Annotated in this window: 19 protein-coding genes and 2 pseudogenes; 10 read left to right on the top strand and 11 right to left on the bottom strand. The window is 41.1% G+C overall.

Features of this window, described 5'->3' with window-relative positions; translation table 11 throughout:
- Nucleotides 1–113 precede the first annotated feature (113 nt).
- On the bottom strand, nucleotides 114–836 hold the full coding sequence (gene trmB / locus RMY00_RS30600) for a tRNA (guanosine(46)-N7)-methyltransferase TrmB (protein ID WP_322651123.1): 723 nt from the start codon (nucleotides 834–836) through the stop codon (nucleotides 114–116).
- Nucleotides 837–968: 132 nt separating this feature from the next.
- On the opposite strand from trmB, the gene RMY00_RS30595 reads away from it, so the two are divergent.
- Nucleotides 969–1,097, top strand: coding sequence for a hypothetical protein (locus RMY00_RS30595; RefSeq protein WP_322651122.1), 129 nt, complete (start codon nucleotides 969–971; stop codon nucleotides 1,095–1,097).
- Nucleotides 1,098–1,221: 124 nt separating this feature from the next.
- Here the strand turns inward: RMY00_RS30595 and RMY00_RS30590 are convergent, their stop codons facing one another.
- Genes RMY00_RS30590 through RMY00_RS30580 form a run of 3 tightly spaced genes read right to left on the bottom strand, consistent with a single transcriptional unit; the run spans nucleotide 1,222 to nucleotide 5,198 of the window.
- Nucleotides 1,222–1,776: a hypothetical protein gene (locus tag RMY00_RS30590; protein ID WP_322651121.1), complete on the bottom strand. Its 555-nt coding sequence runs from the start codon at nucleotides 1,774–1,776 to the stop codon at nucleotides 1,222–1,224.
- A gap of 55 nt (nucleotides 1,777–1,831) precedes the next feature.
- Nucleotides 1,832–4,648, bottom strand: coding sequence for an SNF2-related protein (locus RMY00_RS30585; RefSeq protein ID WP_322651120.1), 2,817 nt, complete (start codon nucleotides 4,646–4,648; stop codon nucleotides 1,832–1,834).
- Between the two features lie 16 nt (nucleotides 4,649–4,664).
- Nucleotides 4,665–5,198: a hypothetical protein gene (locus tag RMY00_RS30580; RefSeq protein WP_322651119.1), complete on the bottom strand. Its 534-nt coding sequence runs from the start codon at nucleotides 5,196–5,198 to the stop codon at nucleotides 4,665–4,667.
- Between the two features lie 788 nt (nucleotides 5,199–5,986).
- Between RMY00_RS30580 and gyrA the strand changes: the two genes are divergently transcribed.
- On the top strand, nucleotides 5,987–8,593 hold the full coding sequence (gene gyrA / locus RMY00_RS30575) for a DNA topoisomerase (ATP-hydrolyzing) subunit A (protein WP_322651118.1): 2,607 nt from the start codon (nucleotides 5,987–5,989) through the stop codon (nucleotides 8,591–8,593).
- Entirely contained in the window at nucleotides 8,574–10,226 is a 1,653-nt protein-coding gene (lnt, locus tag RMY00_RS30570) for an apolipoprotein N-acyltransferase (RefSeq protein WP_322651117.1), read from the top strand. The genes gyrA and lnt overlap by 20 nt, the downstream gene beginning before the upstream one ends.
- Nucleotides 10,227–10,411: 185 nt before the next feature.
- Here the strand turns inward: lnt and egtC are convergent, their stop codons facing one another.
- Complete coding sequence (gene egtC / locus RMY00_RS30565) at nucleotides 10,412–11,245, bottom strand: ergothioneine biosynthesis protein EgtC (protein ID WP_322651116.1); 834 nt, start codon at nucleotides 11,243–11,245, stop codon at nucleotides 10,412–10,414.
- A gap of 412 nt (nucleotides 11,246–11,657) precedes the next feature.
- Between egtC and RMY00_RS30560 the strand changes: the two genes are divergently transcribed.
- The 5 genes from RMY00_RS30560 to RMY00_RS30540 all read left to right on the top strand — a co-directional run bounded on the left by RMY00_RS30560 (nucleotide 11,658) and on the right by RMY00_RS30540 (nucleotide 17,347).
- Nucleotides 11,658–11,789 (top strand): hypothetical protein, encoded by a 132-nt coding sequence (locus RMY00_RS30560; protein ID WP_322651115.1) that lies wholly within the window; start codon nucleotides 11,658–11,660, stop codon nucleotides 11,787–11,789.
- Between the two features lie 134 nt (nucleotides 11,790–11,923).
- On the top strand, nucleotides 11,924–12,085 hold the full coding sequence (locus RMY00_RS30555) for a hypothetical protein (RefSeq protein ID WP_322651114.1): 162 nt from the start codon (nucleotides 11,924–11,926) through the stop codon (nucleotides 12,083–12,085).
- A gap of 255 nt (nucleotides 12,086–12,340) precedes the next feature.
- On the top strand, nucleotides 12,341–13,531 hold the full coding sequence (locus RMY00_RS30550; protein ID WP_322651113.1) for an efflux RND transporter periplasmic adaptor subunit: 1,191 nt from the start codon (nucleotides 12,341–12,343) through the stop codon (nucleotides 13,529–13,531).
- 14 nt (nucleotides 13,532–13,545) lie between these two features.
- The gene (locus tag RMY00_RS30545; RefSeq protein ID WP_322651112.1) at nucleotides 13,546–16,815 is read left to right on the top strand and encodes an efflux RND transporter permease subunit; all 3,270 of its coding nucleotides are present in this window, start codon (nucleotides 13,546–13,548) and stop codon (nucleotides 16,813–16,815) included.
- A gap of 253 nt (nucleotides 16,816–17,068) precedes the next feature.
- Nucleotides 17,069–17,347, top strand: coding sequence for a hypothetical protein (locus tag RMY00_RS30540; protein ID WP_322651111.1), 279 nt, complete (start codon nucleotides 17,069–17,071; stop codon nucleotides 17,345–17,347).
- 242 nt (nucleotides 17,348–17,589) lie between these two features.
- Here the strand turns inward: RMY00_RS30540 and RMY00_RS30535 are convergent, their stop codons facing one another.
- Both RMY00_RS30535 and RMY00_RS30530 read right to left on the bottom strand, forming a co-directional pair.
- Complete coding sequence (locus RMY00_RS30535; RefSeq protein WP_322651110.1) at nucleotides 17,590–18,072, bottom strand: cupin domain-containing protein; 483 nt, start codon at nucleotides 18,070–18,072, stop codon at nucleotides 17,590–17,592.
- A 398-nt stretch (nucleotides 18,073–18,470) separates the two neighbouring features.
- Nucleotides 18,471–18,899, bottom strand: a complete 429-nt coding sequence (locus tag RMY00_RS30530) for an MAPEG family protein (RefSeq protein ID WP_322651109.1) — start codon at nucleotides 18,897–18,899, stop codon at nucleotides 18,471–18,473.
- Between the two features lie 180 nt (nucleotides 18,900–19,079).
- Here RMY00_RS30530 and RMY00_RS30525 point away from each other — a divergent pair, with 180 nt between their 5' ends.
- Complete coding sequence (locus RMY00_RS30525) at nucleotides 19,080–19,820, top strand: LuxR C-terminal-related transcriptional regulator (protein ID WP_322651108.1); 741 nt, start codon at nucleotides 19,080–19,082, stop codon at nucleotides 19,818–19,820.
- A gap of 224 nt (nucleotides 19,821–20,044) precedes the next feature.
- Here the strand turns inward: RMY00_RS30525 and RMY00_RS30520 are convergent, their stop codons facing one another.
- Entirely contained in the window at nucleotides 20,045–20,995 is a 951-nt protein-coding gene (locus RMY00_RS30520; RefSeq protein WP_322651107.1) for a hypothetical protein, read from the bottom strand.
- Nucleotides 20,996–21,243: 248 nt separating this feature from the next.
- Nucleotides 21,244–22,586, bottom strand: a pseudogene (locus RMY00_RS30515) (cytochrome P450).
- A gap of 53 nt (nucleotides 22,587–22,639) precedes the next feature.
- Between RMY00_RS30515 and RMY00_RS30510 the strand changes: the two are divergent.
- On the top strand, nucleotides 22,640–23,923 hold the full coding sequence (locus RMY00_RS30510) for a DUF4336 domain-containing protein (RefSeq protein WP_322651106.1): 1,284 nt from the start codon (nucleotides 22,640–22,642) through the stop codon (nucleotides 23,921–23,923).
- Here RMY00_RS30510 and RMY00_RS30505 read toward each other — a convergent pair.
- Nucleotides 23,877–24,233, bottom strand: a complete 357-nt coding sequence (locus RMY00_RS30505; protein ID WP_322651182.1) for a transposase — start codon at nucleotides 24,231–24,233, stop codon at nucleotides 23,877–23,879. The two genes, RMY00_RS30510 and RMY00_RS30505, sit on opposite strands and share 47 nt — an antisense overlap.
- 177 nt (nucleotides 24,234–24,410) lie before the next feature.
- Nucleotides 24,411–24,615, bottom strand: a pseudogene (locus tag RMY00_RS36285) (IS982 family transposase); the annotation flags it as partial.
- Between the last annotated feature and the right edge of the window lie 158 nt (nucleotides 24,616–24,773).

The following is a 24,773-nucleotide window of genomic DNA, read 5'->3' as shown; positions in this document are numbered from 1 at the left end:
TGAATATTTCGGTTAATTATGGGCATTAACTATAATAGTTATGTCCCAAAATTCCTGCCATTATATGATTTATAAAATAAGAATATTTCAAGTAACATTTAGCCTTTATAGCGCTAGATGTTCATACCGCCACTACCCTGGTTCACAACTTCTCGCCTGACAAACAAAGCTCGATAAACAGGTTCACCTTTCTTTTGCGTACCTATTTCCCGTTCTGTGGGGGCTGGGAGCGGGTTTTGGGCTAACCATTCTTCTGTACCAACTTTCTGATAAGCTGGATGAGCAGCAAAGCGATCGCGCATTTCCACAGCAACAAATTCCATATCTGATTGCAAAAATACAACTCCCCCAACTGCAAGATAATTGGCTAATTCTTCTACTAGTTCCGGCTGCACTACACGCCGTTTAGCATGACGGGTTTTAAACCAAGGATCGGGAAATTGAATTGTAACGCGTTGTAAACTTCCTGGAGGCAGAGAAGATAACAGCGATCGCAATGAGTTATTCACATTGCAAAATAAGTAGTGTAGGTTTGTGAAACCTAACTCAGAACGTAACTTATTCGCTTCCACCACTAGCGGTTCCCGAATTTCTAAGCCGAGAAAATTCCAGTTGGGTTCTATTTTGGCCATATTTAGCAAAAATTGTCCTTTAGCGCAGCCAATATCTAAATGTAGCGGTTGATTTGGCTTTGCATAAATTTTTTCCCAATCAAGAGGACTTGCTGGTGTTTGATACTTTTTACCAAGTGGATTTACATGCTGCCGGACTCGGACTGCTGCCAAAATTTGCTCTCCTTTACGTGAAAATAGCCTGTGATATCGGGTGATCGCCATCAGTTAGCTTTGTTAACAAAATATACTAACTAGCTGGTAATTTTAGTCAATTTCCTGCATTCATCTATAGAAACACAGGGGAATTACTATGTTGGAATTTCAGCTTTTAGTCTAAAAGTCACTAAAAAGGTCTTGCAATCTGCTAAACTCGTGGATGCGATCATTAAAATCTGGGGTAGTGGTGACGGTGAAAGAGCAAATTTAGCCCAAGCCGACGGACGCAATGCGAGTAAATTACCAGAAGCCTTACCACAAGCATAAAGTTAATTAAATTCAGGGTTGGATTAAGCATAGTCTGGTTAAAGGAGAGGGAGCAATTCTTAGTTCGCTTTCCTTCCTTCTAGATCACATTTTACTTTCCATAGAATTTTCAGGCCACGGTAAATTATCTTCCCTTTGCTAAATCGGCATAAATTACAATTTCTATACCCAAAACTATTAACAGTCCTAGTTCAATCCAACAAAGGACTTGAGTAATCCCAAGGGGTTGTGGTACTAAAATACAAAACGCAATCAATCCAATTATTCCAGAAAATACAAAAGTGATTTGGTCAATAATCAGCTGCTCTATTTTGCGTCGTTTCCGTCGCTGATCATTTCTATGAGCAATTTCCCAACCAAAGATTGACTCGATATCATTATTAGCAGTCTCTTGCATTATTTTTTCGGACAAAGTAAGGCGGATATATATACCAATAGCGGTAATTTTTTCATCATTAACTAGATAAGTCCAACCGAGAATTAGACAAACCCAAGGAATAACAAGAAGTGCATAATAATTAGCTTTATTGGAGACGGCGAAAGAGATGACTGCACCAAAAACCCCAAGTGTGAAGTAAAGCAAGTTATCACGGAAGCCAATGCGTTGTGTTTGCTCATCCTTGAGTTTTTCATATTCCTGAAGATAAACTTCTAACATTCGTGGTTTCTCGTTACTCATAACGTTTTCCTAGCACTCAAAATGAAGAATTTACAAATAAATTAAAAATAAAAAGCTAACGGTTTAGATTTCTTGGTTCAAGAGGTCGGTCGAGAAGGAAATGTTTAGTATAGCCTGCCGCAACTGAAGCAGCATAGAGATGCCATTCACTATTTTTGCTAGAGTCTGCAAAATCGCAAATTGCTCTGATAACTAAGTGACGTACTCGCTCAAAGCTTTGCCAAGCAGCTTTGCTGACACCGTACCCTTCCATTTCAAGCGCTACTATTTTTCTATGACCAGCAGCTATATCATCACGCATTCCTGCGTCAGCTATTACTTTTTCTCCAGAAGCAATTACCCCAAGACAAATCTTCGGAGTAGTGTTCGTACCGTCAGGTCTTGAGACCGAAATAATCCCATTCCATTTAGGAAGAGAAATAATTCGACTCCACAAGGTTTGATCAACAGGATATTGGTATGGTTCAGGCTTTAAACCATCAGGTGTAATTTTTCCTCGTTCATAGTAGTGAACAGCATTTCCCACAACAATATCCCCTAATCCTTGCTCCTGACTTGCTGCTCCTGCTATACCAACCATTAACATAGCCTCTGGATGCCAATGGTGAATTGTGTCAGACGCTAAAAGAGCTACATCTACATTAGCTATATCAGGGGACTGTGCAACTATAATTTCATAAAAATCACCATTTTGAAGTTCGATGCGCTTGCGCCAGTATACACGCGAACCTTTTTTGACTCGATGTTCTGCCGTAATTTGAAAAGCTTCACATACAGCCTCTCGTTCAATCTCAATAGCCGTAATGATTGCAAAATCTATTAAAGGTTCTGTAGATTGATTTATTGATTGTATGGGTTTGGTATTTTGGTCTATCGAGTAAATATTAGTTTTTTTATCATTTGTTGCTACTTTTACTCCAAAGATATCTAGCCATTCTTCAGTAGATATAGAATTTTTAATACCTTCTTCTGCCAGAGAATCAATTACATTTTCAATTAATAAGCCTTTCTCATAAAGCTTTTTATGTATTTTTTCTTCTATAGTATCTTTCATCCAAAAACTATAAACTATTAATGTATTCTCTTGTCCTACTCGATGCGCTCTATCTTCAGCCTGCTTCATTGTTGCAGGATTCCACCAGTGATCAAAATGGATAACATATGATGCTTCAGTCAAAGTTAAACCAGTTCCAGCAGACTGAAGCGTAGCTAAAAAAACGTGAATATCTGATTTATTTCTGAATTGACTTACAACGTTGTTTTTCTGCTGTACAGACATTTCACCGTTGTAGGAAACAAAACCTATTTTTTGTTTATTTAAAAGCGTTTCAATTTTATTAATTCCCTCTTGTTTATACTGAGAAAATACTAAAACTTTTTCTCCATTTGCGGCTATTGTTTCTATATACTCTATTAGTAATTCGCTCTTTGGGCTAGTTGACTGCCCAGAAGCAAAATTACATATTTTCTTTAAATTACCAATTAGTTTAAAAATATTATTTCTAACTTGAAAATCACTTTCTGTTTGAATTGATGTTTCTAATTGAATCCGACCAATGTTTAATGCTTTTTCGTACTCATGCTTTTGATTTGAATTAAGTTCTAACCAGTCTTCTTGAGGTATCTTTGGAGGTAATTCTTGCAGAACATGACGCTTCAATCTGCGGAGCATATATGGTTTTATTATACTGTTGACTTGTTGTGGCGAATACTCAATTCCATTAAAAAGATTTGGTTTAAGAAATTCAAAAATTGATATAACATCTTCAATACTATTTTCAATTGGAGTACCAGTTAAAGCCCAACGGTACTTTGGTCTGAATTTTCTAATAGCCTGTGATATTTTAGTTGTGTTATTTTTAATTTTTTGCGCTTCATCTATAATAACACCATCAAATTTCTGGATATCAGTTTTTTGTAAAATACCTTTTTCTATGTCGTTACGAACACTTTCATAAGTTGCAATATAAACGTGAGCAGGTTTTTTCCAATCAATTTTGCGCTGTTCAGGACTACCCCTAACAACTGTAACCAAGAGTTCTCTAGCCCAATGATAAAAATGACCGTCCCATCCTTCTGATTTGCCAGTTTCTTCACTCAAATAAGCACTACCGATAACTGATAAGGGGCAAATTATCAATGCACAATGTATTTTTCTTTGCCTAAACAGAATACGTAAAGAATTGACTGTTTGAACTGTTTTCCCGGTTCCCATTTCGTCGGCGAGCAAAGCAGAAGTATTTTGAACCAAGAAATTAATTCCCTCTACTTGATAATTACGCAATGGTTGGAAAAAATTGATATCAGCAAAGTCAAAAAGTAGAGGTGGACAAAGTGATGGATAAAGTAAGTCCCATTCATCTAAACCTACTATCTGAGAAGAAGCCTTACGTATTTTTGGAAGTGATTGTAATTTGCCTGTTTGACTATTAAAAAGTCTATAAAATTTTTTACCCTCTATACTTAATTTTTTAAGTTCTTCAAATAAATTTTCTGAAACATATGCTTGTGTTAGTCTAAATATATCTTGGTCATTTAATATTTGAGGATAAATAATTGATATCAAATAAGAATAATCATTTATATTAGATAAACTTAAAGACCAAGCGGCGAATGGCTCATAAGTGTTAACTATTGGTAATGGTTCATGCTTTGCAAATATTTCAGGATAAACAAGCAATAAATTATCGGATATTACGATTTTGGAGATGCTCGAACAAATATTATCTGATACTAAAATATCTGTTATCAAGCAATCTTTGTTATAATGATTTGGAAAAGATATCTTCCATTCTTCAACAGTGGTGTGGGGAAGTTTAGTGAATTTTGAAACAAATTTAATTGTTGCTATAGCAAGAAATTTTAATACCATTTAGACTCTGATGCAATTAAGCCTTTAGTTGTTCACAAGTATCATGAATTCGCTGAAATGGTTCGAGTAAATCCCTAGATGAATACATTTTTTCTAGCTGGATTTTGGCATCTGTTAACTTTTTATCTAATCCTTTTTGTGTCGTAATACGTAGCGTAGGAAACTTAGAAGATGTTATTTCTTGAATAGGGTTTGCTTTATATGTGATATCCTCTTGTTTTAGTAGTCTAATAGCAATAATTTCCTGCTTTTGATTGACATTAATTAAAATTTCATCTTGAACTATAACAATATTTGGTTTTTCTTTTAAAGCTGTAAGTAAAGGAAGTGCTATTAGCTCTACAAGGATATAATCATATAGAATTTCTCCATAAAGTGTTCTCTGGATTTTTGTAGGACGTACTGGTTCAGTTACACGAAATTCAAGTGGTTTTGTTTCCTTATCTGTGACTAATACAGCCCCTCGAATAGCATCATTATCAAATTGGTATTTTGAGAGAAAGGCAATTTTAAAATTGTCAATGTCAATATTGCTGGAGGGGAGTACCATTTAATCCTTCCTCTAATACGATATTATAATTTCTAACTGTATTATATACTACAACAAGTTAATATTGAATTACAGTAAGTAATTAATAAGATACCTAAAGTAAAAAGTTATTCAATGTAATCAAGGAATGCTTGTATCTGGATTACTTCAACCAATCTACAGCTATATTGATCAATTTTTAGGTTCTGCAATCACTTCACTTAACCTCCCGCAAAGTACGTAGACGTAAAGCTACTTATCCTCAGACATGACACTTGAATCTAGTCAAGTAATATACTATTCCTATCCCATTACCCCAAACAAAATGCTCAAGTGCAAAGCAGTCAGAGTTGATGAGATCCAACAAGATTGCTTGAAGTACCTAAATTAAGTTGATATAGTTGAAAGTTTTATCATTATCCAAGCAGCTAGACAGTCATATTTTTTACTATTAGTAAGCTACGATAGATTGCTCTACTTCGTTTGTGAATTAGCTCAATTCATCATTTTGTTCATCAATGATTTCCGGTACTAAAACTGAGTTACTTTTACGTTCTTCTAACGACTGCTCCCGAATAACATCGTCAATTTTCGGAGGATATTTTGATTAAGTCTAGTGCCTCCGGTAGAACTTGGATCAAACCAAAGAGCATCTACTAAAATGCTTGAGTTAGCTACCCAGGCAAAAAAAAGCAATATATGTTAGGATTGTATCAAATTATGGCAATTATTCAAGAGCAATTTAGAATAATTTTGCGCTTTGTTGAGTAAACAAGCTAAAATCTACGATTTTGGGAGATTTTTAGGTTATGACAACCTCACAGGAGAGGATTATCCCGATAGATTTGCGAACCGAAATGTCGCAATCTTATCTGGAATACGCCATGAGCGTGATAGTGGGTCGGGCGTTGCCAGATGCCAGGGATGGTCTAAAACCTGTGCATCGTCGCATTCTATATGCAATGCACGAGCTAGGTCTGCTGCACGATCGCCCCTTTAAAAAATGCGCCCGTGTGGTGGGGGAAGTGTTGGGTAAATATCACCCCCACGGTGACACAGCAGTATATGATGCCTTGGTGCGGATGGCGCAGGATTTTTCCATGCGATCGCCCCTAGTTAACGGACATGGTAACTTCGGTTCGGTAGACAACGATCCGCCAGCCGCCATGCGGTACACAGAATGCCGTTTACAAGCTTTAACTAGTGCTGGTTTACTCCACGACATCGAGTATGAAACCGTAGATTTCGCCGATAACTTCGACGGTTCCCAGCAAGAACCGACAGTGCTACCGGCGCGGATTCCCCAGTTGTTGCTCAACGGTTCCTCTGGGATTGCCGTCGGTATGGCAACCAACATTCCGCCGCACAATTTGGGCGAATTGATTGATGCTTTAGTGGCTGTAATCCACAATCCAGAAATCACCGATATCGAATTAATGCAGTATGTCCACGGCCCAGACTTTCCGACTGGGGCGCAAATTTTGGGAACATCTGCCATTCGAGAAGCTTACACTACCGGGCGTGGTTCTATCACCATGCGTGGTGTCGCTAACATTGAAACCGTTGAACAACGGGGACGCCCTGATAGAGAAGCAATTATCATCACCGAATTGCCCTATCAAACCAATAAAGCGGGGCTGATTGAAAAAATCGCTGAAATGGTGAACGAGAAGCGTTTAGAAGGCATCGCAGATATCCGGGATGAAAGCGATCGCGACGGGATGCGAGTTGTCATCGAACTCAAGCGTGATGCTTATCCCCGCGTTGTGCTGAACAACCTCTACAAGCAAACACCACTGCAAGCCAACTTCGGTGCGAACATGCTGGCGTTGGTGAATAGCGAACCCCAAGTACTCACCCTCAAGCAATTCTTAACCGTCTTCTTGGATTTCCGCATCGAATCCATTGCCAGACGCACCCGCTACGAACTGCGGAAAGCCGAGGAACGCGACCATCTTCTGCAAGGATTATTAATTGCCCTGTCCCACTTAGATCCAATTATTGTCTTAATTCGCCATGCTCCCGATGCACCCACAGCCAAAGGTGAATTAATCACAACTTACGGACTTTCGGAAGTGCAAGCAGATGCAATTTTGCAAATGCAATTGCGGCGCTTGACTGCTTTAGAAGCAGACAAAATTCGTTTGGAACACGAGGAATTACAAGCGAAAATCGCCGATTTGCAAGATATTTTGGCACGTCGGGAAAGAGTGCTAGAAATCATAGAAACCGAAGTCGGGCAACTAAAAACTAGCTTTGCCACACCCCGCCGCACGGTAATTTTACCAGGGGAAGGCGAATTAGACGATCGCGACCTCATTGCCAATGAAAAAGCAATAATTCTGGTTACAGAGCAAGGCTACATCAAACGGATGCCAGTTAACACCTTTGAAGCGCAAAGCCGTGCTACTAGAGGCAAAGCCGCAGCCAAGGTGAAAGATGATGATACCATTGAGCATTTTTTGACTTGCTGCGATCACGACAGTATTTTATTCTTTAGTGAGCGTGGTGTTGTTTATTGCCTGAGAGCTTATCAAATTCCGGCGAGTTCGCGTACCAGTCGCGGGACACCAATTGTCCAGATGCTACCAATTCCCAAAGAGGAAAAAATCACCTCGATTGTACCTGTTGACGAGTTTAGTAGTGATGAATATCTGGTCATGCTCACCAAGGGCGGTAATATCAAAAAAACCGAATTGGCCGCGTTTAGTCACATTCGCGCCAATGGTTTGATTGCTATTTCCTTAGAAGAAGGCGACCAACTGCGCTGGGTGCGACGCGCTAGAGTAGAGGACAGTGTAATCATTGGTTCTCGCAACGGAATGGCGATTAACTTCCGGTGCAACCACGAACAACTGCGTCCTTTAAGTAGGGCGACTCGTGGGGTGAAAGCCATGAAACTCAAAAATAAAGATGAACTGGTGGGTATGGATATCCTCCCCGCAGCAATTCTTGAAACTTTGGATATTGTTACAGAAGCCGAAACTGAAGATATCGAAACAATCGAAACAGAAGATATCGAAGTTACTGAAACTAATGAAGAGTCCGCAGAAGTACCTAGCAGTGGCATTGTTGGCCCTTGGGTGTTGGTAATTACAATGGGAGGATATGGTAAGCGCGTACCGGTTGCCCAATTCCGCCTGCAAAATCGTGCTGGTCAAGGTTTAATGGCAACCAAGTTCAAAAACCGCAAAACCAAAGACAAATTGGCAACCCTACGCATTGTCAACAATGATGATGATGAAATCATGATGGTGACAAATCGCGGTATTATCATCCGTCAAGCGGTTAATGCGATTTCTATCCAATCGCGATCGGCAACTGGAGTCAGAGTTCAGCGTTTAGACGAAGATGACGCCATTATCGGAGTAGCAGTAGTTCCACCTGATGCTGCCGATGCACAAGAAGCAGAGTAAAAAGCAGGGGGAGCAGGGGAGGCAGGGGGAGAAACTTGTCTCTTTACTCCCTTCCTTAATTGCCTTATGTAGCGGCATTTTAATGGGGCTGACTGTCGCCCCTGTCGGCGCATGGTTTCTGGCTTGGATTGCTCTAGCCCCCTTGTGGGTAATAATTCTCACTTCAGCCAAACGCAAAAACCAATCCCCCCCTGCTCCCTCATCTCCCTCTGCTCCCCCTGCTTTCCTGTGGGGTATCGGTTATCACGGTGTCGCCCTATTTTGGATTACTGGAATTCATCCCATGACTTGGTTGGGCGTTCCGTGGTTGCCAAGTTTGTTAATCACACTCTTTTGTTGGGGATTTATCAGTGTCTTGGGAGGGGTATTCGTTAGTATTTGGGCGGCTGTGATGGTTCGCCTGAACGGACAAAAACCGTGGCTACGTATACTGATTGGTACAGCCGTCTGGTGCGGATTAGAGAGTCTATGGAGTGCGGGGCCTTTATGGTGGAGTTCTCTTGCTTACACTCAGAGTCCGCATGATCTAGTAATTTTACATCTGGGTCAACTTTCCGGGCCTAATACTGTGACAGCAGCGATCGTTGCTGTTAATGGTTTAATTGCGGAAGGATGGACGAACCACAGAGACGCAGAGAGCGCAGAGAGAATTTCCTCTGTGTCCTCCGCGCCTCTGCGGTTTGTTAGTAAATACTGGGTTAGTGCCACAGGATTATTAGTTACTTTACACCTCATCGGTTTTATCTTATATAGTCGTCCCATCGCCCAGTTACCAGAAGCAGCTTTGAAAGTGGGGATTGTTCAAGGTAATATTCCAAACCGACTTTTACGAAGTTCCGAAGGGTTTCGTCGCGCCCAAGAAAATTACACCAGTGGGTATATAACTTTAGCAAATCAAGGTGTGGATGCAGTCCTTACGCCAGAAGGAGCCTTACCTATTTTCCAGCGTAACCTTATGCAAACTGCCTTAGTCGCAGCTGTGAAGGAGAAAGGTGTAGTTGCTTGGATTGGAGCTTTTGGCGAACGGGGAGACAGTTATACAATTAGCTTGTTTACTTTCAACAGTAAGGGTGAAATTGTCAGCCGCTACGATAAGTCCAAACTAGTACCTTTAGGAGAATATATTCCCTTTGAAGGAATTTTAGGTGGGATAATTCAACGTTTGTCGCCTTTGGAGGCACACCAAGTTCCGGGTTCGACAAATCAAATATTTGATACTCCTTTTGGTCGGGCGATCGCTAGTATATGTTATGAATCTGCTTTTCCTGAACAATTTCGCCGTCAAGCTGCTGCGGGTGGGCAATTTATTATCAGTTCTTCTAACGATGCCCATTACACTGCATCGATGCCATTCCAGCACCATGCACAGGATATCATGCGGGCAATTGAAACTGATAGATGGTCAGCACGAGCAACTAATACCGGATATTCAGGCTTTATAGATCCTCATGGCAGAACCTTGTGGATATCTGGATATAATACTTACGAAACTCATACTGAAACAATTTATCGGCGACAAACGCAGACTTTATATGTGCGTTGGAATGATTGGTTGACACCATTGTTATTAATATCCTCTGGCGGAGCTTGGCTGTTAATTCAACTTGGCTATACAAAAAAAATAAGTGATTAGTAATTAACTACAACTTATATCATGTCCGCCAAATTACTCATAAGAAAAGAACTTTTAGATGCAAGCGATCGCTACTGATAAATCCAAAAGATATCAATTTTATTTTTAAACTCTTACCATTATTGGTAAGAGCTATTTTATAACAGTAACCCGTCACAATGCTTATCTAATTCCAATTAAGCAAATCAATCCAACAGGCTAATTGTTGGCTGTAATGACTGCGCTTGAAAAAATAACATACTTTGCTCACCAAAAGCAGTCCAATTTTCGTTAGATAAACGCTCAGAAGCAACAATAATTTGGTCTGGCTCCTTGAGTGCATCACAAGACCAATAAAGAGTAGGAGCTTGTGTACGGTAAGCGTAGCGAACTGCTGCAATTGCTTGACCATCGGTGACGATTATATTGGTACTAAAGCTGGTGTCGTATTTTGATGCCAACTCAGTCAATTTTTGAACCGTGGCACGTAAGGCTGAGAATACAGTGCTGTCTGGAGATGACTGCCACATTTCCACTAGCAAAGCGAAGATGTGTTCAGAGTCAGTCATGCCTTTAATCAGGCGGTACGTGGAATCAGAGAGGCTGTCACGGATTGGTCTGTAGAGAGTCTGTTGAAAGTTTGAGATTTCGCCATTATGCACAAACAACAGTTTCCCACTGCGAAATGGCTGACAGTTGCTAATGTCGAGCGATTCACCTATCCCAGCTAATCGCGCATAGCCGACAGTACAAGTAGATTGTACATAGTTGCTCAACTCTTCCAGATTTGGATCGTTCCACATCGGGATTGTATTGCGGTAAATAAAGGGTTTACCCACTTCGTCATACCAGCCTAAACCTACCCCGTCTGCACAAACTACTCCTGATTTTAATTCCAAAGGACTGTAACTTTGTTTGTAGAGCGAATGCTCCTGTTTATACAGCAACTCATCTAATAGAATGGAATTACCAAGGTAGCCAATTAATCTACACATAAAAAAACGACGTTGCTGAAAGAGTAACGAACGAAATTCAGTCACAAGCCTCGATAGAAATCGAACCTTTTAACTGTGCAATGACTGCGAATCTTTACTAAATTTAACAATTATTTTTTATCTTGTGTACGCTTTAACTATGACTAAAGTCATGGTTTTGTTTGCCAATTTAGAAGGCTTTTTTATAAAAAATAGATTAAATAAATTTAGATATAACTAAAGGAAGTCAAAAATATTCCTATTTTATGCCTATCATTTATAACAGGATAATTTATTGATACCTGATTAACTCAATGTGAGTTTGATGAACCTCTCCCTGACTTGAACTAAAGTTAAAATCTGTCTCTCTCACCCTTCGGCTACGGCATACACACAAGTTTCTTGATCTGCACCTTTGTTGCATTGATCTGCACCTTTGTTGCATCGACCTACACCTTTGTTGCATTGACTTGCATCTTTGTTGCATCGACCTACACCTTTGTTGCATCGACCTGCACCTTTGTTGTATCGACCTGCGCCTTTGTTGCATCGACCTACACCTTTGTTGCATCGACCTGCAAAAATTAACTTACTCTACGTTACGCAGTAACTCTAAAAAACTTGTGTGTACACAGTAACGCCTGTCGGAGAGGGAAGGTTTGCATTACTTACAGGCATTGCCGACAAAAGCTAGCGTAGAATCAATGGGAGTATTACGTAGCCAAGTAATCGCTATATCGAGCGATGTCTAGCGACAAGCCGATGCCGCCTCTACACAACCAAGCGGTTCTTGTACCTCACTTAACCAAGAACCGCTATATCTACCCTACAAACTTAATTATCTCTATCTCTGGTAATTCTTTTAATCCGTTGGACTTATCTAATATTAATCCAGAGATTTTTTAAAGATGAGTTTGTTTGAGGTAAAGCCGTGATTCAGACGAAAGATACATCTAATAATTAACCAAATATCTAGATACCTAGAAAATTTACTGCGGCAATGCTGGAGTTCTTAGGCTGTATCAATCCCTTAGCTTGTGATGGAAAAGTTATGCAGTGTATAAATTTAGCCGATCAGCATTTTGTTTCATGTTAAAACGTTCTTATTTACTTAAATCCTTAAATCTATTACTCGCAAGTCCAGTATTAGTTATCACGCTAATGCTCACAGCATTGACGAGTGGTTGTCAAAAAAACGATCCGGCAGCAAACGCTCAAAGCCCACCACCATTGCCGGTGAAACTTCAGAAAATTGGCACAGGCACAATCGAAGAAAGTTCCCAGTTTGTCGGGTCTTTAGAGGCGCAGCAAAAAGTTATACTACAGCCCCAAATTCAAGGACGAATCGAATCGATTCTCGTGTCGAGTGGTCAGCGAGTGCAGCAAGGTACGCCGATCGCATCTTTGAGTTTAGATCAAGCTCAGGCCAATGTCGCCAGTTCGATCGCAGCTGCTAGTTCCGCTCAAGCAGCCTTGGGAACTGCTCAAGCCGAGCAACAAAAAGCTATAGCTCAACGTACCAAAGCAGCTGCCAATGTTCAACTGCAACGGACACAATTCAATCGTAGCCAACAGTTAGTTAGCCAAGGAGCCATAGCTAGACAAGAGTTAGACGTTGCTAGAAATAATTTACAAAGTGCGATCGCAGACCTGCAAGCAGCCGAAAAACAAGTTGCAGCATCGGGAGCAGCCGTCCGGCAAGCACAGGCAAATATCCGCCAAGCTCAAGCAAGTACGGCTGCGGCACAAGTCAACCTTGGTTTCAAGCAAGTGGTAGCGCCCATTACTGGCATAGTCGGTGAATTTCCGGTCAAGGTTGGAGATTATGTCAACATCGGACAAACAATTACCACACTCACACAAAACGATTCACTGGATCTCAATCTTTCCATACCCTCAAATCGATTGCGCCAATTGCGAACTAACTTACCCGTTCAGTTAATCGATCCCACCACCCAGCAAGTGCTTGGTACAGGTGCGATTAGCTACATTTCTCCAAATGTAAGTTCTAACCAACAGTCAGTTTTGAGTAAAGCCCGCTTTCGGAATTCTCAAGGACGATTGCGCGATGGACAATACGTTCAAGCTCGCGTGATTTGGAATCAACAACCAGGTATCTTAATTCCCACCGTTGCAATTTCTCGCATTGGTGGGCAAAGTTTTGTGTTTGTTACCGAAAACAAAACTGTAAATGGACAACAGCAGCAAGTTGTGCATCAGCGTTTAGTGCGCCTGGGAGATATTCAAGGCACTAATTATCAAGTTATCGATGGGCTTAAATCCGGCGAAACGATTGTAACTTCTGGCATTCTCAAACTTAGAGAAGGCGCACCAGTCCAACCAGTATCATAAATCCAGGATAATTTATGATTTTTTCGATCGCGAATACCTTCATTAAACGCCCGGTATTAACTACCGTTTGCACTCTACTCATTCTGATTGTCGGTGGCGTGTGTATTCCATTGCTGCCACTTAATTACTTACCAGATATTGCACCGATTCGCGTTCAAGTTTCAGCTTCCTATACTGGGGCGGATGTGGAAACTGTCGAAACTGCGGTAACAACTACGCTGGAGCGACAAATTAACGGTGTTGAGGGAATGCAGTACATGACCTCGAACAGTTCAGCTGGTAGTAGCCAAATTTCAGTATATTTCGGGTCACAGACGGATAAAAATATTGACCAGGTTAATGTGCAGAATCGTCTTGCCCGTGCTACACCTCGCCTACCGACAACGGTGCAACAATTCGGTGTGACAGCACAAACATCTTCTACAAGTATTTTGTTAGTCTATGCTCTTTACCCCCAAAATAATGAGTATGACGCGCTGTTTATTAGTAACTATATTGATCTGAATTTGCGAGATCAATTGCTGAGAACGCCGGGAGTTGGGGATTTAACAATTTTTGGTGAAAAGCAATATGCAATGCGGTTGTGGCTCGATCCGAATGCACTAGCAAGTCGAGGCTTAACTGTGACAGATGTGGCTACGGCATTGCGATCGCAAAACATTCTCGCCGGAGCCGGAACGTTAGGTCAATCACCTATCCCTCCAGGACAAAGTTATGAAATTCCGTTGCGAGTCAATGGTCAATTCAAAAATGCGTCAGAGTTTGAAAATCTAGTTATTCAAGCGGGAAGTAATGGTGATTTAATTAAACTCCAAGATGTAGGTCGTGCAGAACTTGGCTCGGAGACTTACAGCAGCAATGCCAGAAATAATGGTAAGCCATCGATCGGGATCGCAATTTATCAGTCACCAGGTAGTAACGCCCTAGATGTCTCAAAAAACGTTCAGGCTCAGATGAATGAGTTGATGAAAGACTTTCCACCGGGCTTACAGGCTAAGATTGTCTACGATACCGTTGGATTTGTACAAGCATCACTCGAAGAAGTGCTAAAAACACTAGTTGAAGCGATCGCTCTTGTGGTACTAGTGATTTTTCTGTTTCTGCAAAACTGGCGAGCTACAATTATTCCCCTAGTTGCCATTCCCGTTTCACTGATTGGGGCGTTAGCATTCGCTTACGTGTTTAAATTCTCGTTGAACAATTTAACGTTATTTGGCTTAATTTTGGCAACAGGATTAGTTGTAGATGATGCCATTATCGTTGTTGAAGCGATCGCCCGCAAAGTTGAACAAGGAGTGCGACCGCTTCAAGCATCGGTCGAGGCAATGGATGAACTTACCGGGGCGGTAGTTTCAACGTCGCTGGTATTAATGGCAGTTTTTATCCCAGTGGCATTTTTCCCCGGTTCGACAGGAAAAATGTATCAGCAGTTCGCTTTGATTATTGCTTTTTCAATCGCCATATCAACGTTTAATGCCCTTTCCTTTAGTCCGAGTATATCGGCAATTTTGCTCCGCCCGCCTCGACCGGCACGCGGCCCGCTTGGTTGGTTTTTTGGTCGTTTCAATCAAATTTTACAATGGATCATTGACAAGTATTTAGCGATCGTGAATTTTCTGATTCGCCTTCGTTATGCGGTAATCGGATTATTTGTGGTTGGTTTAGCTGCCACATATTTTATGTTTACCCATGTTCCCACCGGGTTTGTTCCGAGTGAAGACCAGGGAATTGTCTTAGGTATTATTCAAGGGCCAGATGGAGTTGCCCTCAACTATACCGATCAAGTAATTACAAAACTCGAACAAATTCTTGAAAAAGAACCAGAGATTAATAACGTTTTTGCCACTTCGGGATTTGGCTTTGCAGGTAGTGGTTCAAATCGCGGCGTCTTCTTTGCAAAACTCAAGCCGTGGGAGGAGCGCAGTCAACCCGATCAAACGGCCTCTGCCATCTTAGCCCGAATCAATAAAGAATTTGCAACAATTCCAGAAGCTATTATCACCGCAGTCAGTCCCCCGCCGATTCAAGGCTTTAGTACTTTAGGGGGGTTTGAGTTACAGCTAGAAGACCGTACCAATGGAAGGTTAACAATAGATGATTTTTATGCAAATGCTCAAGCGGTAATCGCTCAAGCTAATCAAAAACCGGCGCTCAAAGGCGGTGTTTTTACCCAGTTTACTGCTAGTACACCACAGTTTCAAATCGACTTTGATCGCACTCGTTTAGAAGCACTTAACATCGATTTTCAACAAGCTGTTACCACACTTGGGGCGGCAATTGGCTCCCAGTATGTTAATGATTTTACCTTGGGACAGCGTAGCTACCGCGTATATGTTCAGGCAGATGCTAATTATAGGCGATCGCCAGATGATATTCGGCGGCTTTATGTGCGATCGGCAAATAACCAAATGGTGCCATTGAGTGAGGTTGCAAAAATCACACCAACTACAGGCCCATCTGTAATTTCCCATTACAACGGCTTCCGTGCGATCGATATACAAGGTAGAGAAGCGTCAGGCTACAGTAGTGGACAGGCGATTCAGGCAATGCAACAAGCGGTGACTGAAGCAGCAACACCGGGAGTTGGCAGTGATTGGATTGGTACTGCCCGCGAAGAATTAAGTGCAGGTAACTTGGGGATTTTGATTTTTGGCTTCGGGATCATTATGGTGTTTCTGACGCTGGCTGCTCAGTATGAAAGTTATATTGATCCAGCGATTATTTTGTTAACTGTACCGTTAGCCTTGTTAGGTGCATTGAGTGCCTTAGCTTTGCGTGGTTTGGTGAATGATGTCTACGCCAACGTGGCGTTAGTGATGTTGATTGGATTAGCGTCGAAAAACGCGATTTTGATCGTCGAGTTTGCCAATCAAGCCCTTGAAGAAGGTGTGACAATTCGACAAGCAGCCATAACCGCAGCGCAAGAAAGGTTTCGACCGATTGTCATGACTTCAAGCGCCTCCTTGCTAGGATTTTTCCCCCTGGTAATCGCCACTGGAGCCGGTTCTGCCTCGCGCTGGTCGTTAGGAACAGCTTTATTTGGCGGGCTACTCGTAGCAACAATTCTAAGTTTGCTGATTGTTCCAGTCCTGTACGTAATCATCAAGACTTTAGAAGAACGCTTCTTGAAGAATAAACCTGCTAATCGTTCCCAACCGCCATCCCCAGATGGAAACAACGATGGAAACCAAGATGGACAATCAAGAGCGATAGCTCATCAACATTCATCTGTAATTGTCAGGCAGAATGCCGATGATAACAGACGTAATGATTCGAGTCATTGAAAAAGGAAATAGGTAGTTAGAAGTTAGGAGTACAGACGCGATTAATCGCGTCTGTACAGAAGTTAGAGAAGTCCAAAAATTAAATTACTCAATTCCTCCATCCAACACAACGATCAGATATCTTCTTCCCCTGCTTCCCGGCTCTGCATTCTATTACAAGTGGTAAAGATTAAGTTGCAACTTTAGGAGACGCTGAGACAATAATAGTATCCCCTAATAATTTAGCAACTTTATAAGCATTGGAGTAAAGCAAATGAATACTAGATTGGTCGCTTTCTCTGGCTTTGTGACAGCAATTGTGGGTGCAGGGATTGGTTTTATTGCTGCTAATTTACTTCCTTGCCCTTACACCAGTCAAATGTACCAAAATTTAGAGCAAAAATACGCGATCGTTGGTGCAGTTGCCGGTTTGCTGATTGGTTCTAGTCAAGAAATGATTCGAGAACTTAAGCAAGAGCAAGATGCAGAAGAAAACTTGCTACGAGATTTGAACAAAATTATTCACTCAAGCACAGATAAGAAAAATTACTGATCTGTTAGTGCAAGACATTATTTTTTCAAAATACTTCCCCATACAATAATATTCTAAGTTGTTACGCAAATAAACATTGCACATTTACTTGTGAGGCTGTCATTTGTCTTTTGTCCTTGGTAAACCCAAATGACTAATGAATAATGACAATCTACACGGAAAATAGCGCAATATATAGGCGCGTTAGCTTAGTTACTTCTGGGAATTTTCTCACCTTGATAGGAGGAAATGTATTCTCCCTGTTATACCTTCTTACCTGCTACTGGTTCAGCTATATTTTCCATATCGACTAGATTCCACTTTAATCCTTTGCTCCTATATACACGCTTCTGCAAATTTGGATAGTCACCGATATCATGGTCTAGCCTTTGACCAACTACTATACATTTGAATATAGAATTGCCCGTGTTTTGCAGCTTGTGCGGCTTACCACCAGCGCGATATCCAATAAAATCTCCTGCTTTAACTAGATAAACGCTTTCTCCAATTGTTGCTTCAGCTTCTCCCTCAAGAACGTATACGCACTCTTCTTCGTGATAGTGCATATGAAGCTCCGTTGATTCGCGTCCAGGCTCAACTTCAATGATGTGGAAACCTATATTTTTTAAACCTGTCAAATCTCCTAAAGACTTATTCAGTCTACGAGCATTGGAGTTGAGAAAATGTGTTTTTTCTAGTCCTTCATAAGACTCAATCTCTTCTTTGGTGACTAAATACTTTTCCATTTCTTGATTCCAAGGTGTTAAGAAAATTTAATGATGAACAAGCGAGGGGCCTAAAGATGAATTTAAATGGAAATTAAAACAGGTTCAAAGGTTTTATCTCAGCAGAAGCGATGCCTACGGCGGTAAACTACGCTTCTGTTTGTGGATGGGATTCTATCATCACTTGGTTATTAAATGCAACTTCATAAAGAATTGGGATAAAAAGTTCCTAGCCCGCTTGTCGTTATAGTTTGTGGCAATTGCTCGATATTGCTTAAGTTTGGTAAAGAAATTTTCACTTCTGTTGTGGTACTTTGTACAAGTATTTGTCATACATCTTTGCGCCTCTGCGTAAGGCAAATTATCCTGCAACTATGCAACATCAAAAAACCTTGTAGGAAACCTTAAAGGATACGTATTTACGTGCCAAAGTGGATAAAGGCTGCGCGGATCGCAATAAACCACACCGCAAGCGTAGCCAATAGGTAGAGATAGAACCGAAGCATGATCAAATTGAATGTGCAATGGACAGCACTATGTAATACGCGAAATACAACAAAGACCCATGCGGCGTTAACATAAACTGCATCTACCTGCTTCGTGATGAACAGATATAGTACAAGCGCATAGAAAAGTACCGGGATCTCGAATAGGTTCTTGAAGTTATCTGATGGATTGGATACATTTGGTGGTGATATCTGGGCTAGTGTGCTGGCTACAGCAAGATCCTCCGAGCGGATTTTTCTACTTTTAATGAAACTGATACGGCGGATGTACATATACACCCAAACTATGAATGTTAAAAACACCGTTGCAAAGAAAGGACTGAAAATTGCCTCTTGTGCCATTTGTACCTCTTAAATTTGCTCATTCTGCCGACAGGTGGACGATAGATTGCTCCATCAGTAGAATGAGCAATTTCTTTTCTTGATTCTCATATCAAAGTATTGTTGAAATTAAAGATAATATAGGCTTAGTATTCCAATGCTTCTAGACCTCGAACGGGTACACTTGAGTTAACTTCACTTATGACAAGTCCCTTGAAGCTTCTTTTTGAAGCCATCAATCAAGCTCGTAGTGAGCATGATCTGCGATCGCAAGTTGTGCCGAAAATTGGTGAGTATTTTGCCGCCAAACGATGGAGAATTTTTTTCTTCGAGCAACTACCCTTAGCCGATAGCAATCAACATAAAATTCTGAAAATCGCACTATCCACTGAACACAATCCTGTAGCGCGTTATCTGGTAGAGCATCATGCGCCTGTCCACGAAGCATTAGTGACATCACCAAAGGCTTGGAAAATCATCTGTCCCCGCCCCGATCATTGGCATGTGATGGCGGGGCCGATCATTAATCGCAATAAATTAGTTGGCGTAGTAGGTTGCACCCGTGAAAAGTCAATGCCTGCCTTTGATACACAAAATTTAAGCGATTTGAGCGCCATTTGCCTGCACTTATCTGTTTGGGCTACAACAGTTGGTTCACAAGCAATTTACGAAGGAAAGTCGCAGCACCAACATTTTAAAACTGATCGCTTAACGCCTCGTGAATTGCAGATTGCAGAATTGGTTGCTTTGGGGCAAACTAACGCAGAAATTGGTCATCAACTTTGGATTACCGAAAATTCTGTCAAACAAGCCTTAAAGCGGATGTTTCGTAAGCTTGAGGTTTCATCTCGTGCAGAGATGGTTGCACAACTTTTAGCTCCAAGGCATCATTCACCGATGGCAAATCCAGAATCATTAGTTCTAGAAACGTCAAAAGTATAAGCCTTTATTAGGTTTATCGTATTTAAAACCAATTTCTTGCATAAAGGTACAGCTCATAGCTACTCTGCACCTTTCATCGACTGATATCTGGCTTCCATTTCCTATTGCTGCATGGCAATTTTCAAATTACCTTTAATTTTATTCTTCATCAACACTCTAAGAAAAATAATCTTCCCAGAGCAGAGGTTTGGGCGTTTCATTATTAAATTTTCCGATACTAGCTTTTAAGAACGAATTAACATTGGGTCATAAATTTGAATTTCTTGAACGCCGCAATTACCTAAAATAGACCTAATATAATCAAGCTCATTGTCTGTGCCACTAACGATGAGGATGTAATTGCCTTGCTCAATTTGCTCGTTGTAAAAGCGTGCCCACTCATCTCCTATTCCTAGCCTCATAGCGTCAAAGCGCTCACTTAAATTAACACCTGTTGATCCTTGAAATTGAGAAAAGTCTTTGCTAATTAAGGAAATCTGGTTTACTGGGAAACCTGCAACACACATATCATTAATTGCAGCTTCAACATTATCTATGTTGTTAAAGTCACTAACAGCATATTTGGTTAAAATCCCACTTTTATTAGAAATGGCAGTAGCAGAAGTCGTGGTGGTCAGATAATTTGTAGTTCCATGTTCACTGTTGAGATGCTCATAAATGCCAAACTCTTCAATACCCCAACGCAGGAGAATTGCTTCTACTTTAGCAATTTCAAAAGATGTACAATCTACGATTATTAAATAGTGTCCAACCTCTACTCTCTGGTTATATGCTTTAGCTTGCTCTTCCGACATTCCCCAACCAACTAATGCACCAGCAAAAGTCCCAGTAGCTGCACCTATGCTTGCCCCTACAAGGGTTGTAACCAAAGCGGTTGCAGCTGCCCCAGCCAGCATTATTGGCCCAACTCCAGGGATTGCTAAAGTACCTAGACCTACTAATAAACCAGTCAACCCACCAACAGCGCCTCCTGAAAGCCCTCCTACCGTTGCGCCTTCGTCGGATTTGTCACCTATTTCATCATCACCAATCTCATGATTGCGATCTCTATTCTGTACAACTACAGATACTTTTTCCATCGCCAAGCCAGAATCTCTCAACTCATGTAGTGCTTGTTCTGCATCTCGACGATGAGTAAATACACCTACAGCACGCTGATATTGATTTAAAACCATTATTACTCCTTGGTAGCCCAGGAAAATTAATTACCTATAAATTTAGTATTTCACTATTTGTAATATTAAATACGAGTTTGTTGAACTGAAAATCATCCATCCTTAGTGATAAAATTCATGATTTTCAGTAACCGAAAAGAATTTTGTAGTTATTTAATCCGAATTAGCGCTCTTTTTCACCAAGCAGTAAGGCTTGTAAAGTGCTATTTTTAGCATACTCTACTGAATTTTCGGAATCGGCACAGGTACTAATTGTCGTCAAATCTCATCTTAACTCCATGCTTAGGAGCCAGCGTAATACCTCTGCGCTGTAGCTTTTCTGGTTGCTTCTCAACCAACGCTAGTTTATAGCGTGACACAACAGTTGCTAAAACGAGCTTCATTTCAAATGGAGCCAAAGCATCACCCACACAGCGACGAACACCAGCACCAAATGGCATAAATTCATAGGGAGAAAATTGGCGATTCAAAAAGCGTTCAGGGTGAAATTCCTGGTGTTGTGGGTATAAATCTTCTCGTTGATGTAAAAGATAAATGCAGCCAATTATTACTGTCCCAGGCTCTAAATGATGTCCCAGTAGTTCAGTTGATTCTTGGACTACTCTAGGGAAAGTAAGCATAGCTACAGGAGAAATCGTAAAATTTCATTACAGACGGCAGTCAGATAAGGTAATTGGACAATGCTCATAGGGTTAGGAGAATCACCTAAAAGATTTAGTTCTTGGAGCATTTTTTCACGTACTTCTGGTAAACGATGAATCCAATACAAGCCCCAAGCCATTGCTGATGCTGTAGTTTCATTTCCAGCTAGTAGCAATGTCATCATTTCATCGCGCAACTGTTGATCGCTCATCGATTCACCTTGGTCATCCTTGGCTGACATAAGTAATGAAAGGATATCGATGCGGTTAGAATCGTTTTGCAGCCGACGCTCTGCAATTTCTGCATAGAGTAAATTATCAATTTGCTGCCTCAGACGCAGAAAATTTCCCCAAGGACTCCAAGCACCTAAATCTTTTTGTAGAAATGAGAAAAAGAGGAAGGAAGAGGTCAAGGGAGATTGAAACACATCTGTTATTAATATCAGTAATCGCTTGAGTTTTTGATAGCGTTCACCCTTAGACAAACCGAAAACTGCTTGTAATATAACTTCTAAAGAAATCTGCTGCATAGCAGTTCTAGCTAAGAACAACCGATCTTGTGGTAGCTGATTAAAGATATTTTCTGCTAGGCTACAAATCAAGTTACCGTATGCCTTCATGCGATCGCCGTGGAAAGGGGGTATCAACAATTGCCGCCGTCGTTTGTGACCTTCTGCCTCTAGCATGACAACTGAATAGTTCCCTATGAGAGGTTCTAAAAATTTGTTAGGCTCACCAAGAGCAGTAAACTTTTTTCTGTCATTCGTTAAAATTTCTTGCAGTGCCTTAGGATGCTGTACAAATACTGCTGTATTCCCAAAACCTATGATCTCAGCAGTGAATAAGTCACAATATTTATGGGCGCAGCTTTCCATATATCCTATCGGGTCAACAACCCAATGAAGTTTTTGGAAAAAAGAGGGAGTTTGGAGAGTATTGGGTAGTTGCATATTACTTCAAAAGTCACGCATTATTAATTAGAAATTAAGTGAATAGAACGACTATGAAATCACAAGGAGCTAAATTAAGGGTAGAACTACAAGATCAAGAAATATACCCTTTAACCCACCTAAAAGATTGGTCATGGCCATTCTGGGCTGCTGTACCACTTTACCCCTACGGGAGGCGGCGGACACTTCGCAAAGAAATAATTGAGGATACTATCTGGACATTCGATCAGCTTCACGGCATTCTCTACACCATCGTGCCGATTCGCATGACTGTCGTCAAACTCGCTGCCGGAGGGCTTCTAGTCTACGCACCCGTTGCTCCAACAAGTGAGTGTGTCCGCTTGGTTAATGAATTGGTTACAAAGCATGGTGAAGTTAAGTACATCATATTGCCAACCAGTTCTGGTCTGGAGCATAAAGTTTTCGTTGGCCCTTTTTCTCGGCGTTTTCCTCAAGCACAAGTCTTTGTTGCCCCGCATCAGTGGAGTTTCCCGTTTAACCTGCCGCTTAGTTGGCTAGGCTTTCCCCAAAAACGAACTCAAGAACTCCCAGAGGACTCAAGCCTTGCTCCTTTTGCTCTAGAGTTTGACTATGCAATATTGGACATCAATTTAGGACGAGGATCTTTTGCAGAAGTTGCAGTGTTTCATAAGCGATCGCACACTCTACTTGTAACTGATTCTATACTTTCTGTACCAGAAAACCCGCCGGAAATCGTTCAATTAGATCCTTATCCTTTACTGTTTCATGCAAGGGAAAATGCCTCAGAGATCATCGAGGACAATGAAGACAACCGCCGTAAGGGATGGCAACGCATTTCATTGTTTGCGCTTTACTTGCGTCCTAGTGTGCTGGAAGTTACTTCAATCGGGCAGATGTTTCGTGATGCTCTCAAAGCACCACAGCGAACGCTAAAAACGTACTTTGGTTTATTTCCTTTTCGGTGGCAAGAAACTTGGAAGCAAGCATTCGATGCTTTACGAGGTCAGGGACGACCATTTGTTGCACCGATCTTACAAATCCTTATTTTTCCCCAAGCACCAAGACAAGTCCTCAACTGGGCTGATACAGTTGCAAGTTGGGATTTTCAGCAGATTATTCCCTGTCACTTTGACTCACTAATTTTGGCAAATCCGCGTCAATTTCGGCAAGCATTTGCTTTTCTTGAGAAAAATCCCTCTATAGGTAATGACTTTTCTTCTAGCGAAAGCCAGCCTCTATTGGAGGAAGACTTAAAATTCATTAAGGAATTTGAAGCGGGTCTAGTTAAACGGGGTATCGCAACGCCAGCTAAAGAAAAGGTGTTGAAGCTGCATAGAATAAAGCTTCCAGGATAAAGTTGTAAGAAGAGACAGAAATTACCTGCTCAAAAGTAAGTTGGTCAAATATTTCTTGGATGCGCTCGCGTAAAGCTTGTAAAGAAGAAAAAAGTTGATTTTTGAGTGGTTTTTTGAGCAGCTGCCAAAGCCTTTCAATTGGGTTGAGTTCAGGGGCTGATGGTGGTTGAAACAGAGGAATAATATTCTCCGGCCAACGGAGCTTTGAACTTGTATGAGCCGATGCTTGATCAACCTGTAAAATAGCGTAATCGCTACCTAATTGCACAGATAGCCAATCCAAAAACTGTTGAAAACACTCGCCATCCAGTTTCGGGTACTCATAATGTTGTGATCTCCAGTCAACGGTTCAATGGCACCATAAATCCAAAAGTTTTCCCGTGGCCATTTCACCTGAACAGTAGGTTTAACGCCTGAAGCGGTAATTACCTTTCCTGTGAGAGTTTTGAGTCCCAGCCTTGTTTCATCCTGACACAGATAGCGAACGCACTTGCCGCAAATAAAAATACTTGAAATTCCGATAGTGATTCTGATGGAAAGCAGCCAGAATCGTGATTATCTCGCTCAAACATAGACTTCTTTTCCGGTTACGTCTGATTCCTCCGTTGCTCAACAGCTTTTTGCGCCATTGCACTTCAAATATCTGACAGAAATTGTCTACATGGCAAGAATAAAGCTTCTAAACTAAACATATAAACTAAATATAGAGCAGATTGCTGGATTTGTCCTTATTTTCAGCTTACTACCTGCTCCTTTTCTTATCCCGAACTCAGGTTTGTTTAATGACTCATTACGTTTCCGGAAAACAAAAGCCATCTCAAAGTTATTTGAGAAGGCTTTAGTTTAAGAA

The sequence above is a fragment of the Nostoc sp. ChiVER01 genome, assembly GCF_034531155.1.
Classification (GTDB): domain Bacteria; phylum Cyanobacteriota; class Cyanobacteriia; order Cyanobacteriales; family Nostocaceae; genus Nostoc.
This window is presented reverse-complemented; position numbering and strand designations above follow the sequence as displayed.

Bases quoted from the DNA above. Each gene is read 5' to 3' on its own strand.
- trmB (WP_322651123.1), bottom strand. From the start codon at position 836: ATGGCGATCACCCGATATCACAGGCTATTTTCACGTAAAGGAGAGCAA.
- RMY00_RS30590 (WP_322651121.1), bottom strand. From the start codon at position 1,776: ATGAGTAACGAGAAACCACGAATGTTAGAAGTTTATCTTCAGGAATAT.
- RMY00_RS30585 (WP_322651120.1), bottom strand. From the start codon at position 4,648: ATGGTATTAAAATTTCTTGCTATAGCAACAATTAAATTTGTTTCAAAA.
- RMY00_RS30580 (WP_322651119.1), bottom strand. From the start codon at position 5,198: ATGGTACTCCCCTCCAGCAATATTGACATTGACAATTTTAAAATTGCC.
- gyrA (WP_322651118.1), top strand. From the start codon at position 5,987: ATGACAACCTCACAGGAGAGGATTATCCCGATAGATTTGCGAACCGAA.
- lnt (WP_322651117.1), top strand. From the start codon at position 8,574: ATGCACAAGAAGCAGAGTAAAAAGCAGGGGGAGCAGGGGAGGCAGGGG.
- RMY00_RS30555 (WP_322651114.1), top strand. From the start codon at position 11,924: ATGTCTAGCGACAAGCCGATGCCGCCTCTACACAACCAAGCGGTTCTT.
- RMY00_RS30550 (WP_322651113.1), top strand. From the start codon at position 12,341: ATGCTCACAGCATTGACGAGTGGTTGTCAAAAAAACGATCCGGCAGCA.
- RMY00_RS30545 (WP_322651112.1), top strand. From the start codon at position 13,546: ATGATTTTTTCGATCGCGAATACCTTCATTAAACGCCCGGTATTAACT.
- RMY00_RS30540 (WP_322651111.1), top strand. From the start codon at position 17,069: ATGAATACTAGATTGGTCGCTTTCTCTGGCTTTGTGACAGCAATTGTG.
- RMY00_RS30535 (WP_322651110.1), bottom strand. From the start codon at position 18,072: ATGGAAAAGTATTTAGTCACCAAAGAAGAGATTGAGTCTTATGAAGGA.
- RMY00_RS30530 (WP_322651109.1), bottom strand. From the start codon at position 18,899: ATGGCACAAGAGGCAATTTTCAGTCCTTTCTTTGCAACGGTGTTTTTA.
- RMY00_RS30525 (WP_322651108.1), top strand. From the start codon at position 19,080: ATGACAAGTCCCTTGAAGCTTCTTTTTGAAGCCATCAATCAAGCTCGT.
- RMY00_RS30520 (WP_322651107.1), bottom strand. From the start codon at position 20,995: ATGGTTTTAAATCAATATCAGCGTGCTGTAGGTGTATTTACTCATCGT.
- RMY00_RS30510 (WP_322651106.1), top strand. From the start codon at position 22,640: ATGAAATCACAAGGAGCTAAATTAAGGGTAGAACTACAAGATCAAGAA.